Here is a 13,473-nt window from a genome sequence, read left to right as displayed (position 1 = left end):
TTCGAGAGACGGATGAACATCACCAACCTTGCCAAACGACTTTGCCTGCCTGTACTGCTGCTGATCACGCCTGCCGCCTTTGCGGCGGAGCAGATGACGCCGGCGCCACCGCAACTGGCAGCCAAGTCCTACGTACTCATGGACGCGTCCAGCGGCAACGTGCTGGTCGAGAACAACGGTGACGAGCGCCTGCCGCCAGCCAGCCTGACCAAGCTGATGACCGCCTATATCGCCACCCTGGACATCCGTCGCGGCCAGATCGGTGAAAGCGACCCGGTTACCGTCAGTGAAAACGCCTGGCGTACCGGCGGTTCGCGCATGTTCATCAAGGTTGGCAGCCAGGTAACGGTCAGCGACCTGCTGCACGGCATCATCATCCAGTCCGGTAACGACGCCTCGGTCGCCCTGGCCGAGCACATCGCCGGCAGCGAAGACGCCTTTGCCGACATGATGAACAAGACGGCTGCCGACCTGGGCATGACCAACAGCCACTTCATGAACCCGACCGGTCTGCCGCACCCCGAGCATTACTCGTCGGCGCACGACATGGCGACCCTGGCCCGTGCGATCATCAACGTCGACCCGGCCCACTACGCCATCTACTCGCAGAAAGAGTTCTTCTGGAACAATATCAAGCAGCCTAACCGCAACCTGCTGCTGTGGCGTGACAAGACCGTCGATGGCCTGAAAACCGGTCACACCGACGAAGCCGGCTACTGCATGGTGGCGTCGGCCGTTCGTGACGGCCAGCGCCTGATCGCAGTGGTGTTCGGTACCAACAGCGAACAATCGCGTGCTGCCGAAACCCAGAAGCTGCTGACCTACGGTTTCCGCTTCTTCGAAACCCAGACCTTCTACCAGAAGGGCACCGAGCTGACCCAGGCCCCGGTCTGGAAGGGCGCTACCAGCCAGATCAAGGCTGGCCTGGCTGACGACCTGACCATGACTATGCCTAAAGGCCAATTGAAGCGTCTGCAGGCTTCGATGACCATGAACCCGCAGCTCACCGCACCGATCGCCAAAGGTGACGTGATCGGCAAAGTGGAAGTCAAACTGGACGAGAAAGTGGTTCACAGCGCCGACCTGATCGCCCTTGATGGCGTCGAGGAAGGTGGTTTCTTCCGCCGTATGTGGGATAGCATCCGTCTATTCTTCTACGGGTTGTTCAACTGATACGTGACCTGCATGCCCCCGCGCCTACCGCGGGGGTGTTGTTGTTGCCACGGCTTACGAGGCCGTTTCCGCCATGAGCGAACCAGACGTCAAGTCGCACAAGATCGAATTCCCTTGCGACGATTACCCGATCAAGGTCATCGGTGACACCGTTGTCGGTTTCAAGGACACGGTGATCGAGATTCTCAGCAAGCACGCCAAAGTCGACCTTTCCACCCTGGCCGAACGCCAGAGCAAGGAAGGCAAATACACCACCGTGCAATTGCACATCGTTGCCGAAAGCGAGAACCAGCTGCACGATATCAACAGCGCCCTGCGCGCTACCGGCATCGTGAAAATGGTGCTTTGATGTCCGCCTGCCTCGGTTTTCGCGAGCTTGGCCTGCAGCCCTATGAACCGGTGCTGGAGGCCATGCGTCGTTTTACCGAGCAGCGCAGCCCGGACAGCCAGGATGAAATCTGGCTGGTCGAGCACCCTGCGGTCTTCACCCAGGGGCAGGCCGGCAAGGCCGAGCACCTGCTGGTGCCGGGCGACATACCGGTGGTGCAGACCGACCGCGGCGGTCAGGTCACTTACCATGGCCCCGGGCAGTTGGTGGCCTACCTGCTGCTGGATGTGCGCCGGCTGGGCTTTGGCGTGCGTGAGCTGGTCAGCCGTATCGAGCTGGCCCTGATCGACCTGCTCGCCAGCTATGCTGTTCAGGCGTCTGCCAAGCCCGATGCCCCGGGTGTCTATGTCGACGGAGCGAAAATCGCCTCCCTCGGCCTGCGAATTCGCAACGGCCGTTCGTTTCACGGCCTTGCCCTGAACGTGGACATGGACCTTGCGCCATTCCGCCGAATCAACCCCTGCGGCTATGCGGGGCTGGCGATGACCCAGCTGCGCGACCTGGCAGGTCCGATCGAACTCGACGAGGTCAGGACAAGGCTGCGCGGACAGCTGGTCAAGCACCTCGACTACGCTGAGCAGACGACCCTCACGGGCGGAATCGACTGAATATGACAACTGTGCAAGAAGCCGTGCCGAACCTGATACCTACCCAGGATGCCACCCCGCGCCCAGCGCCGAAGAAGGTGGAAGCTGGGGTCAAGCTGCGTGGTGCCGACAAAGTCGCGCGCATCCCGGTGAAGATCATCCCTACCGATGAGCTACCCAAGAAGCCCGACTGGATTCGCGTGCGTATCCCGGTGTCGCCCGAGGTTGACCGCATCAAACAACTGCTGCGCAAGCACAAACTGCACAGCGTGTGTGAAGAGGCCTCCTGCCCGAACCTGGGCGAGTGCTTCTCGGGTGGTACCGCCACCTTCATGATCATGGGTGACATCTGCACCCGTCGTTGCCCGTTCTGCGACGTTGGTCACGGCCGACCGAAGCCGCTGGATCTGGACGAGCCGAAAAACCTGGCGGTTGCCATTGCCGACCTGCGCCTGAAGTATGTGGTGATCACCTCGGTGGACCGCGACGACCTGCGTGACGGTGGTGCCCAGCACTTCGCTGACTGCATCCGCGAAATCCGCGCGCTGTCGCCGGGCGTGCAGTTGGAGACCTTGGTGCCGGACTACCGTGGCCGTATGGACGTTGCCCTGGAAATCACCGCGCAAGAGCCGCCGGATGTGTTCAACCACAACCTCGAGACCGTACCGCGCCTGTACAAGGCCGCGCGCCCGGGTTCGGACTATGACTGGTCGCTGGACTTGCTGCAGAAGTTCAAGCAGTTGGTGCCGCACGTACCGACCAAGTCGGGCCTGATGCTCGGCCTGGGCGAAACCGACGAGGAAGTGATCGAAGTGATGCACCGCATGCGCGAGCATGACATCGACATGCTTACCCTCGGCCAGTACCTGCAGCCGTCGCGCAGCCACTTGCCGGTGCAGCGTTTCGTTCACCCGGACACCTTTGCCTGGTTTGCCGAGGAAGGTTACAAGATGGGCTTCAAGAACGTTGCTTCTGGCCCGCTGGTGCGTTCTTCGTACCACGCCGACCAGCAGGCCCACGAAGCCAAGATCAAGCTCTGAGCTATGCTCTAGCCTAGAGCAGAGCCACAGATGCCGATGCGCGCCCAAGGGCGGCATCGGCATTTTTGTTTGTGTCCCATGCGCTGCAAGGAGCCGCGATGTATTGCGCCAAAACCTTCCAACCCACCCTGCCAGCCGCGCTGCCGGCCAACGCATGTTTTGCCATTGTCGCCCCGGCGGGCGCGGCGCGGCTTGATGCGCACAAGGTCAGCCAGTGGTTCGTTGACCGCGGCTACCGTTGCCATATCTACCCGGGTGCCCTGCAGGCGCAGGGCTACTTGGCGGGGCCGGACCAGCAACGCCTGCAGGACTTGCATGCAGCGTTTGCCGATCCGGCCATGGACGCCATCCTGTGCATGCGTGGCGGCTACGGCAGCATGCGCCTGCTTGACCAGCTCGACTTTGAACTGATCCGGCGCAACCCCAAGCCGCTGATCGGCTACAGCGACATCACCGCGCTGCATACGGCGATCTACCGGCATGCCGGACTGGTGACCTTCCATGGGGGAATGCTCAATGCCGACCTGTTGGGGGCCAAGTTGCCACCGACCGAGTCGTCGTTGCTGGCGCAACTGGGAGGGCATGTGAGGGCAGGCGAGCAGGTCGCGCACCCGGCGGGTTTCGCTTTGGGCTGCGTGCTGCCGGGGGCGGCCAGCGGGCCGCTGCTGGGGGGCAACCTGTCGATGCTGGGTGCGACCATGGGGACGCTTGCCGAGCTGGATACCCAGGGCTGCATCCTGTTCATCGAGGATGTCAACGAGCCGTTGTACAGGGTGGATCGGCTGCTGACCCAGTTACGCCTGGCAGGCAAGCTGGAGGGGATCAAAGGCGTGCTGGTGGGCGACTTTGCCGGTATTACCACAGCCGCGCTGACACCATTGCTGGAGGATACGTTTGCACCGCTGGGTGTACCGGTGCTGGCGGGCTGGCGCAGCGGGCATTGTGACCCGAATGTATGTTTGCCCCTGGGGGCTCGGGTGACGCTGGATAGTGTTCAGCAAACACTGGTGCTGGAGCAGGATCTGTTCAGGGCGTGAAACTACCGGGGCCGCGCAGCGGCCCCGAAATGCTTACTGCTGCCGCAGGCTCTCAAGCAGCTTATGGGTCGGGTAGCCATCCGCCGGCCAGCCCAGCCCTTGCTGGGCATTGCGGATCGCCTTGCGGGTATTGGCCCCGATAATGCCATCGGCATTACCCGCATCATGCCCGCGGCTGTTCAACAGGTTCTGCAACTCCATGCGCTCGCTGCGGCTGAGCGGCAAATCCTCTTTCGGCCAGCTGCCGGCTATGAAGCCCCAGCCGCTGAAGCGATCCCCGAGCAGGCTCACCGCCAAGGCATAGGACGACGAGTTGTTGTACTTGAGGATGGCGCGGAAGTTGTCCAGCACCAGGAACGCCGGGCCGCGTGCACCGGCCGGCAGCAGCAGGGCGGCAGACAGCTGGTTGCTACCTGCCGGCAGCTGGGTGCCTGCTGGCAGTTTCACGCCCATCGCCAGCCATTCACTCACTGGTTTGCGCAGTGCGCCATCGGCTTGCCAGAAGTCGAAGCCCGCCGGCACCTGTACCTCGAAGCCCCACGGTTGGCCGCGTTTCCAGCCCGAACTCTGCAGGTAGTGCGCTGTTGAGGCCAGGGCGTCTGGTGTGCTGTTCCAGATGTCGCGGCGGCCATCGCCGTCGAAGTCAACGGCATGGGTGTTGTAGGTGGTCGGGATGAACTGGGTCTGGCCCATGGCGCCGGCCCACGAGCCACGCATGGCTTCAGGCTGGATGTCACCATGCTGGATGATCTGCAGCGCGGCAATCAGCTGATCCTGGGCGAACTGTGGGCGGCGGCCCTCATAGGCCAAAGTGGCCAGCGAGCGGATTACCGACTTGCTGCCCTGGAACTGGCCGAAGTTGCTTTCCATGCCCCACACCGCGACCAGCACCTGGCGGTCCACGCCATAGCGTTGCTCAAGGCGAGTCAGCAGCTCGGCGTTCTGCTCCAGCAGCTTCTTGCCGTTGCGCACACGCAGGGGCGACAGGGCGCCTTCGAGGTATTCCCACACCGGGCGAGTGAACTCCGGCTGGCTACGGTCTGCCTTGATCACGTCCAGGTCGGGGGTGACACCGAGGAAGGCACGGTCGAAGGTGCTCGGCGAAATGCCGGCTTGCAGGGCCTGCTCGCGGAAGCCCGCTTGCCATTGGGCGAAGGTTTGCAGGGGCTGGATGTCAGTGCTGACGTCGGGCGTTGCGCCGGGCACGGTCACCACGGGATTGGGTTGGGCAGGGGCCAGCGGCAGCGCGTCGGCGGCGGTGGGCTTTTCCGCACAGGCCACGAGCAGAATGAAGCTGGAGGCCGCGATCAGCTGGCGGGTTTCCCAGCGGGGGATAAGACGGAAGAGCATGCACAGATCCAGAGTTGCAGGTCAGGTGACGACCATACCATGCCTGCGCTTGCGATGCTTTCATGCAGCCAAAAAGTAGGAAGCCTCCCAATCTCTCGATTGGAAGGCTTCGCGGCGGTAGCTGCCTTTGCCCTTGTTCGGCTGTTCCTGGCGGCAGCGGAACAGTGGCTGGGCAACGATGGACTTGGCCTTGTTGGGGCCGTGCTTTTTCAGCTTTTTGCTCATGGCGGGCTTCCCGGGTTGGGTGGGTTTCGCGGCGCACTGTAGGCCCCCCGAGGGGTGGGGGCCAATTGATTGTGTATATGGTCGAGGCGCTGGTGCCTATGTAGGAGCGGGTTTACCCGCGTATACGGTAGCGGCGGCAACGGTGAACGGCGGGTGGAGATTGGCCAGCAGGGCCGGCCTCTTCGCGGGTAAACCCGCTCCTACAGTGGCCGCAGTTACTCGGGAGGCAGGGCCAGGCGTTGGCCAGCCATCAAAAGCGACAGCCGCGCCAGGCCAATCCACGGCGAACCTTCAGCCTGCCCTTTGATCTGCGCATCGATTCGCTGGGCATCCTGCAGCAGTTGCGCCCAGCGTTGCGCCGAGAGGCGCTGCAGGGCCTTGCTGACCAGCGGTCGGCGTTTGTCCCAGATGGGCGGGCGGGCCTGGCTGAACGCTTTGTCCAATGGCACGCCTTGGCTGAACTGCTGGGCTAGCCCCGCCAGTTGGCGCAGCTCACGGGCCAAGGCCCAGAGGATGACTGGCGGCTCCACACCTTCACCGCGCAAGCCTTCGAGCATGCGCAGGGCATGCGCAGCCTCGCCGTTGAGAATGGCATCGACCAGGCCGAAGACATCGAAGCGGGCACTGTCGGCGACGGCAGCCTGCACGGTTTCCACGGTGATCTGGCTGCCTTCGGCCAGCAGCTTGAGTTTTTCGATTTCCTGCGCGGCTGCCAGCAGGTTGCCTTCCACGCGCGCGGCAATCAGGTCGACGGCATCACGCTGGGCTGACAGGCCGGCCTGTTGCAGGCGCTGGTTGATCCACTGAGGGAGCTGGTGCACATCCACCGGCCAGATCTGGATGAACTGGCAATGGGTGCCTTCGATCAACGCCTTGCCCCACTTGGTCTTCTGCGCACTGCTGTCGAGCTTGGGCAGGCTGATCAGCAGCAGCGTGTCTTCGGCGGGGTTGGCGCAGTATTCCATCAGCGCAGCGGCACCCTTGTCACCGGGCTTGCCCGAGGGCAGGCGCAGTTCCAGCAGGCGGCGCTGGGCGAACAGTGACAGGCTTGCACCGGCCTGGAGCAGGGTGCCCCAGTCGAAGTTGGCGTCGGCACTGAACACCTGGCGTTCATCGAAACCTTGCTGACGCGCGGCATTGCGGATGGCGTCGGCAGCTTCCTGGCACAGCAGCGGGTCGTCGCCGCTGACCACATAGACCGGTGCCAGGGCGCCTTGCAGGTGCTTGTTGAGTTGGGCGGGGGCGAGTTTCATGGGGAGCAAGCGGGGCGCCCGAGGGCGCCCCTCACGGGCTTAGTTGCCCGGTACTTCCAGTGGCGATTGCTGAGGCGTCTCGGCTTGCTGGCGGCGGGCAGCCTCCAGCGCGGCAGCTTCGGCTTGGGCGCGCTCGTCGGCTTTACGCTGCAGCTCATCCAGTTGGGACGGGGACAGCATTTGCAAACGTACGACCATGGCGTTGACCAGGTCGCGGCGCATTTCTTCGCGGGCGCGTTTGGCTTCCTGCTCGGAGCCGGTGATGTTCGAGCCGTCACGCACGTAGACCTTGCGCACCTCCAGCTTGTCGCTCATCAGCTCCAGGTTGTTCAGGCCCAGAATGCTGTAGTCCAGCTTGGTGGTCAGCTCGTACTCGGCGGTACGGTTGCCGCTGTTGTAGGTCGCCGAGCGCTCGCGCTCCTGTTCGTTGGTCAGCACCAGGCGATACGGTGCGCCAGCGTGCACGTTGACGCCGCTACGTTCCAGCACTTCACGCAGCTGGACCACGGTCGGGCCATAGGCATTGCGCGCGCTGACGTCCATTTCCTTCACGCTCAGCTCGGTGGCGCCGGTGCCGCGCAGCTGGAAACCGCAGGCGCTGAGCATGACCGCCAGGCCGATTACCAGCAAATTGCGTTTGATCATGTTGTTGCTCCCTTTTGGGCCTGTTCCGCCCACCCGCAGCCAATGCGGGTGGGCGTTTTCATCAGTTGGCGACGATGTTGACCAGCTTGCCCGGTACCACGATGACCTTGCGGATGGTCAGGCCATCGATGAAGCGCAGGACATTCTCGTTGCTGCGGGCAGCGGCTTCGACTTCTTCGCGGCTGGCAGCGGCAGGCATCTCGACCTGGCCGCGCAGTTTACCGTTGACCTGAACCACCAAGGTAATGGAGTCCTGCACCAGCGCCTGTTCGTCGACGCTTGGCCAGGCGGCATCGATCACCGAGCCTGCGTGGCCCAGGTGCTGCCACAGCGCGTGAGAGATGTGCGGAGTGATCGGCGCCAGCAGCAGGGTGACGGCTTCCAGGCCTTCCTGCAGCAGGGCGCGGTCCTGTTCGGTGGCTTGCGGGGCCTTTTCCAGCACGTTCATCACGGTCATCACCTGGGCGATGGCGGTATTGAACTTGTGGAACTGGCCCACGTCGGTGCTGGCCTGCTTGATGGCCGCATGAATGGCGCGGCGGATGACCTTTTGCGCGTCGTCCAGGGCGGCAACATCCAGCTTGCCTGGCAGGCCCTGGCTGACGTGAGCCTGAGCCAGGCGCCAGACACGGCGCAGGAAGCGGCTGGCACCTTCGACGCCGGAGTCGGACCATTCCAGGCTCATGTCGGGTGGCGAGGCGAACATCATGAACAGGCGGCAGGTGTCGGCGCCGTAGGCTTCGATCATGGACTGCGGGTCGACGCCGTTGTTTTTCGACTTCGACATCTTCTCGGTGCCACCGATTTCCACCGGCAGGCCGTCGGTCTTCAGGCGGGCGCCAATGATCTTGGCTTTGGCATCACGCTCGATTTCGACATCGGCCGGGTTGAACCAGTCTTTGCCGCCGTTGCTGGCAACGCGGTAGTAGGTTTCGGCGACCACCATGCCCTGAGTCAGCAGGTTCTTGAATGGCTCGTTCGAGGTGACCAGGCCTTCGTCGCGCATCAGCTTGTGGAAGAAGCGCGCGTACAGCAGGTGCAGGATCGCGTGTTCGATACCGCCGATGTACTGATCTACCGGCAGCCAGTGGTTGGCGGCTTTGGGGTCGACCAGGCCTTTGTCGTAGTTTGGCGAGGCGTAGCGGGCGAAGTACCAGGACGACTCGACGAAGGTGTCCATGGTGTCGGTTTCGCGCTTGGCCGCAGCACCGCATTTCGGGCAGCTGCATTCGTAGAATTCAGGCATGCGCGCCAGTGGCGAACCGGCGCCGTCCGGCACCACGTTCTCCGGCAGGGTGACCGGCAGCTGGTCTTCCGGTACTGGTACGTCGCCGCAGGACGGGCAGTGGATGATCGGGATCGGGCAGCCCCAGTAGCGCTGGCGGCTGATACCCCAGTCGCGCAGGCGGAACTGGGTACGCGATTTGCCCAGTTCCTTGCGGATCAGGGCCGCTTCGATGGCGTCGAAGGCGCCAGCAAAGTCCAGTCCGTCGAACTCGGCGGAGTTGATCAGCTGGCCGTGCTCGCCATAGGCGGCCTGCCACTCGCTGCCGACTTCATCGCCAGCGCTGGTACGCACCACGGCCTTGACCGGCAGGTTGTACTTGTGGGCGAACTCGAAGTCGCGCTCGTCGTGGGCCGGCACGGCCATTACCGCGCCATCGCCGTAGTGCATCAGCACGTAGTTGGCGACCCATACTGGCAGCTTCTCGCCAGTGAGCGGGTGCTCGACCAGCAGGGAAGTGGCCATGCCTTTCTTCTCCTGCGTGGCCATGTCGGCTTCGGCAACGCTGCCGCTCTTGCACTCATCGATGAACGCCTGCAGCGCCGGGTTGCCCTGCGCAGCCTGGGTGGCCAGCGGGTGCTCGGCGGCGACGGCGACGTAGGTGGCGCCCATCAGCGTGTCCGGACGGGTGGTGAAGACTTTGAGGGTGCCTTCGTGGCCGATGCTGGCCTTGTCGTACGGGAACTGGACTTCCATGCCGCGCGATTTGCCGATCCAGTTGCGCTGCATGGTCTTGACCTGTTCAGGCCAGCCCGGCAGCTCGTCGAGGCTCTCCAGCAGCTCGTCGGCGTAATCGGTGATGCGGAAGTAGTACATCGGGATTTCGCGCTTCTCGATCAGCGCGCCCGAACGCCAGCCACGGCCGTCGATGACTTGTTCGTTGGCCAGTACGGTCTGGTCTGCCGGGTCCCAGTTCACGGTACCGTTCTTGCGGTAGATGATGCCTTTTTCGAACAAGCGGGTGAACAGCCACTGCTCCCAACGGTAGTAGTCGGGTTTGCAGGTGGTGACTTCACGTGCCCAGTCGATGGCCAGGCCCAGGCTCTTGAGCTGGGTCTTCATGTAGTCGATGTTTTCGTACGTCCATTTGGCCGGGGCGACGTTGTTTTTCATCGCCGCGTTTTCCGCGGGCATGCCGAAAGCGTCCCAGCCCATCGGCTGCAGGACGTTCTTGCCCAGCATGCGCTGGTAGCGGGCAATCACGTCACCGATGGTGTAGTTGCGCACGTGGCCCATGTGTAGCTTGCCGCTCGGGTACGGGAACATCGATAGGCAATAGTAGGTGTCTTTGCCTGGCTGTTCGGTAACAGCGAACGATTGTTGCTCGTCCCAGAACTTCTGGGCGGCGGCTTCGATATCACGGGGCGTGTATTGTTCGTGCATGGCTACTTTTGGCTGAGAGAGAAGAGACCTTGTTCCAGGCAGCGGAACCTCGCTGCGTCCGGCACTCCGGTGTCGTTTAGAGTGAACGCCGTAGCATACAGCAGCGCCGCGCATCGTGGGAAACCTTCGTTGCGAATGCCCGCTGGTCGCGGCGCACGGCTGCTTTTTGCAACGACGCTAAGCTCAGGTGTGGGGGGAGATATTCTTACCTTCAATGAGGTGAACGGATGGGAGAGACGCAGCTACCCGCAATCAGACCGGAGCTTTACGAGCGCCTGATCGACCGGCTTGGCCTGGCACTGGAAACGGCCAGGACCTCGGTGCGATTGCGCGACGAGATGCCAGCTGAGCTTGAGTTGCGTGGCCTGAGCCACGCAGAGTTCGAAGTGATCAAGGCCTACCTGGAATCCCTTCCGGAGCGCCACAATGCCCCTGTCGGCAGTTACCCACAAGCGGAGCCGACATCGGCCAAGATCATCTGGCTCAAGGACAAGAAACGCCCCGCCAGTACGGCGAGATCCAGGACGCTGCCACATCGCTAGCCGTTCAGGACGCCAGGCGCAGGCTATCGCGCGCCGGTTCTTCACTATCACACAACTCAAGATCGACGCCGGTACGCACTTGTTGACCGGCGTCGATCCTTCTAGGCTGCACGCCTGCCAAGGAGGTGTGGCCGATGCCGATCCGATTCTTCATCAAACAATGGCTGATGCCGCCGGGCGTGCTGTTCTTGCTGCTGCTTGCGGCATGGTGGCTGCGTACGCGTCGGCCCCGGTTGGCGGCGCTTTGCTTTACCGTAGGGCTGGGTGGCCTGTGGTTGATGAGCCTGCCGCTGGTGGTGCAGGAAACAGCCCGTGTGCTGGAAAGTGAGCCGCCGCTGGCCGTGAGCGACTGGGCCGGCCTGGCGCGCCGGGCGGATGCCATTGTGGTGCTGGGCGCCGGGCGCGAGCGCGGGGACCCGGCCTGGGGTGGCGGTGACCAGCCCACGGCCACGGCACTGGAGCGTATGCGCTTTGCCGCGCGGCTGGCCAAGGCCTCGGGCCTGCCAGTGTTGACCAGTGGTGGACTGCATTACGGCACGCCGCCCAGCGAGGCGAGGCTGATGGCGGAGCGCCTGCATGAAGATTTCGCTGTCGAGGTGAAATGGCGCGAAGAGGCCAGCCGCACGACCTGGGAAAATGCTCAGCTGACGGCCAAGGTGCTGCAGCCTTTGGGGTTTCGCCGGGTGGTGCTGGTGACCCAGGCCTGGCACATGCAGCGCTCACGCTGGAGTTTTGAACAGGCGGGGTTCGAGGTGGTGCCGGCGCCGGTGGGGTTCCTTGGGCGCGATCATGCGCGGCCGTTTGGCGGTCTGCTGCCAGAGAGCCGGGCGATGTGGCAGAGCGGGCAGTTGTTCAATGAAGTGGTGGGGTTAATGGGGTATCGGGTGTTCTACTGATTCACCGGCTTACATAATCCCCTGTAGGAGCGGGCTTGCCCGCGAAAGGGCCTGCCCTGCTGGCCAATCTCCACCCGCCGTTCACCGTTGCCGCGACTACCGTATTCGCGGGTAAACCCGCTCCTACAGTGGCCGCGTATCGCCAATCAGACGGTTTTTGCAATACGCCCTGCCAGCAACGCCCAGCCCAGCAGCAATGCACAGACAATCGCCAGCGGCCATGAGCGCCATTGCAGGTAAGGCGTCAGCTGCTGCATTGGCACCACCTCGCCATACAGCACGGCCTGCTGGAACTGCGGAATTTGCGTGGTAATGCGGCCAAACGGGTCGATCAGCGCGGTCACGCCGTTGTTGGTGGCGCGGATCATCCAGCGGCCGGCTTCAAGCGCGCGCATCTGCGCCATCTGCAGGTGCTGCAAGGGGCCGATCGATTTGCCGAACCAGGTGTCGTTGCTGATGGTCAGCAGCAGGTCGCTACGCGCAGCCAGGCCAGCGGCGAACTCGGGGTAGACCACCTCGTAGCAGATGTAAGGGGCAATCTGGTAGCCCTTGGCCTGCAGCAGCGGCTGGTCTTCCGGGCCGCGGGCGAAGTCGGACATGGGCAGGTTGAAGAACTCGATGGCCCCACGCAGCACGTCTTGCAGCGGCACATACTCGCCAAATGGCACCAGCTTCTGCTTGAGGTAGGTGCCATCGCCTTCACCAGTGACGGTGATGCCGTTGTAGTAGCGGCGCTGGTGGTGCACTTCTTCACGCACCGGCACGCCCGTGATCAGCGCCGAGTGGCGCTCGGCGGCGAAGCGGCCCATCACGTCGATGTAGCCCTGGGCCTGGTCCTTGAGCACCGGAACGGCGGTTTCCGGCCACACCAGCAGGTCCACCGGCCTGGAGCTGAAGCTCAGGTCGCGGTATAGCGCCAGTTGCGCGTCGATGTGCGCGGGGTCCCATTTCAGGTCCTGCTCGACGTTGCCCTGGATCGCCGCCACTTTCAGCGGCTCGCCTGCCGGAATGGTCCAGGCATGGCCCTTGAGCGCCAGGCTCAGCCCCCAGGGAGCAAGCAACAGCACACTGGCCACGGCCAGGAACGAGGGGCGGGTGCGCAGGCGGTGCAGGTTGCACAGCAGGGCGGCGGTGAGGGCGAGGGTGAAGGAAATCAGCCATACCCCGCCCAGCGGCGCAAGGCCGGCCAACGGGCCGTCCAGTTGGCTATAGCCGGCGTAGAGCCAGGGGAAACCGGTCAGGAACCAGCCGCGGAAGGCCTCTTGCAGGAGCCAGAGGGCGGCGAAGCACAGGGCGTCGGCCAGTGGTGCTTCGTTGCGGCGTAGCCAGCGCGCCCACAGCCAGGTGGGCAGGGCGAAGAACCAGGCCAGTGCGGCGAAGAACGCCAGCAACAACACGATTGCCAGCAGCGGCGAAGCGCCGCCGTAGGTGTTCATGCTGACGTAGATCCACCAGGTGCCGGCGCCATACAGGCCAAACCCAAACCACCAGCCACGCCACATGGCCTGGCGCGGGCTGAGCTCGCGCAGGCCAAGGTAGAGCACCGCGATGGACAGCACCGCCAACGGCCAGATGTCGAACGGCGCCAGGGCCAGGAGGGTGGAAGCACCGGCCGCCAGGGCCAGCAGATTACCGGGCCAGCCGGGGCGGGTGATCCAACGCATGTTTG

At 63.6% G+C, this 13,473-nt stretch carries 13 protein-coding genes; 7 read left to right on the top strand and 6 right to left on the bottom strand.

From position 1 onward, the window contains the following. Positions 1 to 12 precede the first annotated feature (12 nt). The 5 genes from FQ668_RS23295 (at position 13) to FQ668_RS23275 (ending at position 4,225) form a co-directional block, all read left to right on the top strand. Positions 13 to 1,173, top strand: coding sequence for a D-alanyl-D-alanine carboxypeptidase family protein (locus FQ668_RS23295; protein ID WP_014592534.1), 1,161 nt, complete (start codon positions 13 to 15; stop codon positions 1,171 to 1,173). Positions 1,174 to 1,246: 73 nt separating this feature from the next. Continuing rightward, positions 1,247 to 1,522, top strand: coding sequence for a DUF493 domain-containing protein (locus FQ668_RS23290; RefSeq protein ID WP_003249736.1), 276 nt, complete (start codon positions 1,247 to 1,249; stop codon positions 1,520 to 1,522). Continuing rightward, a complete protein-coding gene (lipB, locus tag FQ668_RS23285) occupies positions 1,522 to 2,169 on the top strand; it encodes a lipoyl(octanoyl) transferase LipB (RefSeq protein WP_003249738.1) in 648 nt (215 codons plus the stop codon). Before FQ668_RS23290 ends, lipB begins: the two co-directional genes overlap by 1 nt. Positions 2,170 to 2,171: 2 nt before the next feature. Further along, the gene (gene lipA / locus FQ668_RS23280) at positions 2,172 to 3,188 is read left to right on the top strand and encodes a lipoyl synthase (RefSeq protein ID WP_003249742.1); all 1,017 of its coding nucleotides are present in this window, start codon (positions 2,172 to 2,174) and stop codon (positions 3,186 to 3,188) included. Between the two features lie 98 nt (positions 3,189 to 3,286). Next, positions 3,287 to 4,225 carry an LD-carboxypeptidase gene (locus FQ668_RS23275; RefSeq protein WP_014592533.1) on the top strand — a complete coding sequence of 313 codons (939 nt, stop codon included), beginning with the start codon at positions 3,287 to 3,289 and terminating at the stop codon, positions 4,223 to 4,225. Positions 4,226 to 4,258: 33 nt separating this feature from the next. On the opposite strand, the gene FQ668_RS23270 is transcribed toward FQ668_RS23275, so the two are convergent. From FQ668_RS23270 to leuS, 5 genes are all read right to left on the bottom strand, one after another. Then, positions 4,259 to 5,575, bottom strand: coding sequence for a lytic murein transglycosylase (locus FQ668_RS23270; protein ID WP_014592532.1), 1,317 nt, complete (start codon positions 5,573 to 5,575; stop codon positions 4,259 to 4,261). A 60-nt stretch (positions 5,576 to 5,635) separates the two neighbouring features. Further along, on the bottom strand, positions 5,636 to 5,800 hold the full coding sequence (arfA, locus tag FQ668_RS23265; RefSeq protein WP_014592531.1) for an alternative ribosome rescue factor ArfA: 165 nt from the start codon (positions 5,798 to 5,800) through the stop codon (positions 5,636 to 5,638). A gap of 215 nt (positions 5,801 to 6,015) precedes the next feature. After that, positions 6,016 to 7,053 (bottom strand): DNA polymerase III subunit delta, encoded by a 1,038-nt coding sequence (holA, locus tag FQ668_RS23260; RefSeq protein ID WP_014592530.1) that lies wholly within the window; start codon positions 7,051 to 7,053, stop codon positions 6,016 to 6,018. Between the two features lie 39 nt (positions 7,054 to 7,092). Continuing rightward, the gene (gene lptE, locus FQ668_RS23255; RefSeq protein WP_014592529.1) at positions 7,093 to 7,698 is read right to left on the bottom strand and encodes an LPS assembly lipoprotein LptE; all 606 of its coding nucleotides are present in this window, start codon (positions 7,696 to 7,698) and stop codon (positions 7,093 to 7,095) included. A gap of 61 nt (positions 7,699 to 7,759) precedes the next feature. Continuing rightward, positions 7,760 to 10,366 carry a leucine--tRNA ligase gene (gene leuS, locus FQ668_RS23250; protein ID WP_010955412.1) on the bottom strand — a complete coding sequence of 869 codons (2,607 nt, stop codon included), beginning with the start codon at positions 10,364 to 10,366 and terminating at the stop codon, positions 7,760 to 7,762. A gap of 227 nt (positions 10,367 to 10,593) precedes the next feature. On the opposite strand from leuS, the gene FQ668_RS23245 reads away from it, so the two are divergent. Beyond that, the gene (locus FQ668_RS23245) at positions 10,594 to 10,908 is read left to right on the top strand and encodes a hypothetical protein (RefSeq protein ID WP_010955411.1); all 315 of its coding nucleotides are present in this window, start codon (positions 10,594 to 10,596) and stop codon (positions 10,906 to 10,908) included. A 134-nt stretch (positions 10,909 to 11,042) separates the two neighbouring features. Continuing rightward, the gene (locus tag FQ668_RS23240; RefSeq protein ID WP_014592528.1) at positions 11,043 to 11,804 is read left to right on the top strand and encodes a YdcF family protein; all 762 of its coding nucleotides are present in this window, start codon (positions 11,043 to 11,045) and stop codon (positions 11,802 to 11,804) included. A gap of 146 nt (positions 11,805 to 11,950) precedes the next feature. Here FQ668_RS23240 and lnt read toward each other — a convergent pair whose 3' ends face one another. Continuing rightward, positions 11,951 to 13,468 (bottom strand): apolipoprotein N-acyltransferase, encoded by a 1,518-nt coding sequence (gene lnt / locus FQ668_RS23235; protein WP_070384387.1) that lies wholly within the window; start codon positions 13,466 to 13,468, stop codon positions 11,951 to 11,953. Positions 13,469 to 13,473: the final 5 nt, after the last annotated feature.

It is taken from the genome of Pseudomonas sp. Kh14 (assembly GCF_900291005.1).
Lineage (GTDB): Bacteria > Pseudomonadota > Gammaproteobacteria > Pseudomonadales > Pseudomonadaceae > Aquipseudomonas > Aquipseudomonas alloputida.
Note: the sequence above shows the minus strand (reverse complement) of the source record. Positions and strands in the feature narration are given on the sequence as shown.

What these genes read in the sequence shown, in the direction of transcription:
- FQ668_RS23295 (WP_014592534.1), top strand. Translation starts at nt 13, where the DNA reads ATGAACATCACCAACCTTGCCAAACGACTTTGCCTGCCTGTACTGCTG.
- FQ668_RS23290 (WP_003249736.1), top strand. Translation starts at nt 1,247, where the DNA reads ATGAGCGAACCAGACGTCAAGTCGCACAAGATCGAATTCCCTTGCGAC.
- lipB (WP_003249738.1), top strand. Translation starts at nt 1,522, where the DNA reads ATGTCCGCCTGCCTCGGTTTTCGCGAGCTTGGCCTGCAGCCCTATGAA.
- lipA (WP_003249742.1), top strand. Translation starts at nt 2,172, where the DNA reads ATGACAACTGTGCAAGAAGCCGTGCCGAACCTGATACCTACCCAGGAT.
- FQ668_RS23275 (WP_014592533.1), top strand. Translation starts at nt 3,287, where the DNA reads ATGTATTGCGCCAAAACCTTCCAACCCACCCTGCCAGCCGCGCTGCCG.
- FQ668_RS23270 (WP_014592532.1), bottom strand. Translation starts at nt 5,575, where the DNA reads ATGCTCTTCCGTCTTATCCCCCGCTGGGAAACCCGCCAGCTGATCGCG.
- arfA (WP_014592531.1), bottom strand. Translation starts at nt 5,800, where the DNA reads ATGAGCAAAAAGCTGAAAAAGCACGGCCCCAACAAGGCCAAGTCCATC.
- holA (WP_014592530.1), bottom strand. Translation starts at nt 7,053, where the DNA reads ATGAAACTCGCCCCCGCCCAACTCAACAAGCACCTGCAAGGCGCCCTG.
- lptE (WP_014592529.1), bottom strand. Translation starts at nt 7,698, where the DNA reads ATGATCAAACGCAATTTGCTGGTAATCGGCCTGGCGGTCATGCTCAGC.
- leuS (WP_010955412.1), bottom strand. Translation starts at nt 10,366, where the DNA reads ATGCACGAACAATACACGCCCCGTGATATCGAAGCCGCCGCCCAGAAG.
- FQ668_RS23245 (WP_010955411.1), top strand. Translation starts at nt 10,594, where the DNA reads ATGGGAGAGACGCAGCTACCCGCAATCAGACCGGAGCTTTACGAGCGC.
- FQ668_RS23240 (WP_014592528.1), top strand. Translation starts at nt 11,043, where the DNA reads ATGCCGATCCGATTCTTCATCAAACAATGGCTGATGCCGCCGGGCGTG.
- lnt (WP_070384387.1), bottom strand. Translation starts at nt 13,468, where the DNA reads ATGCGTTGGATCACCCGCCCCGGCTGGCCCGGTAATCTGCTGGCCCTG.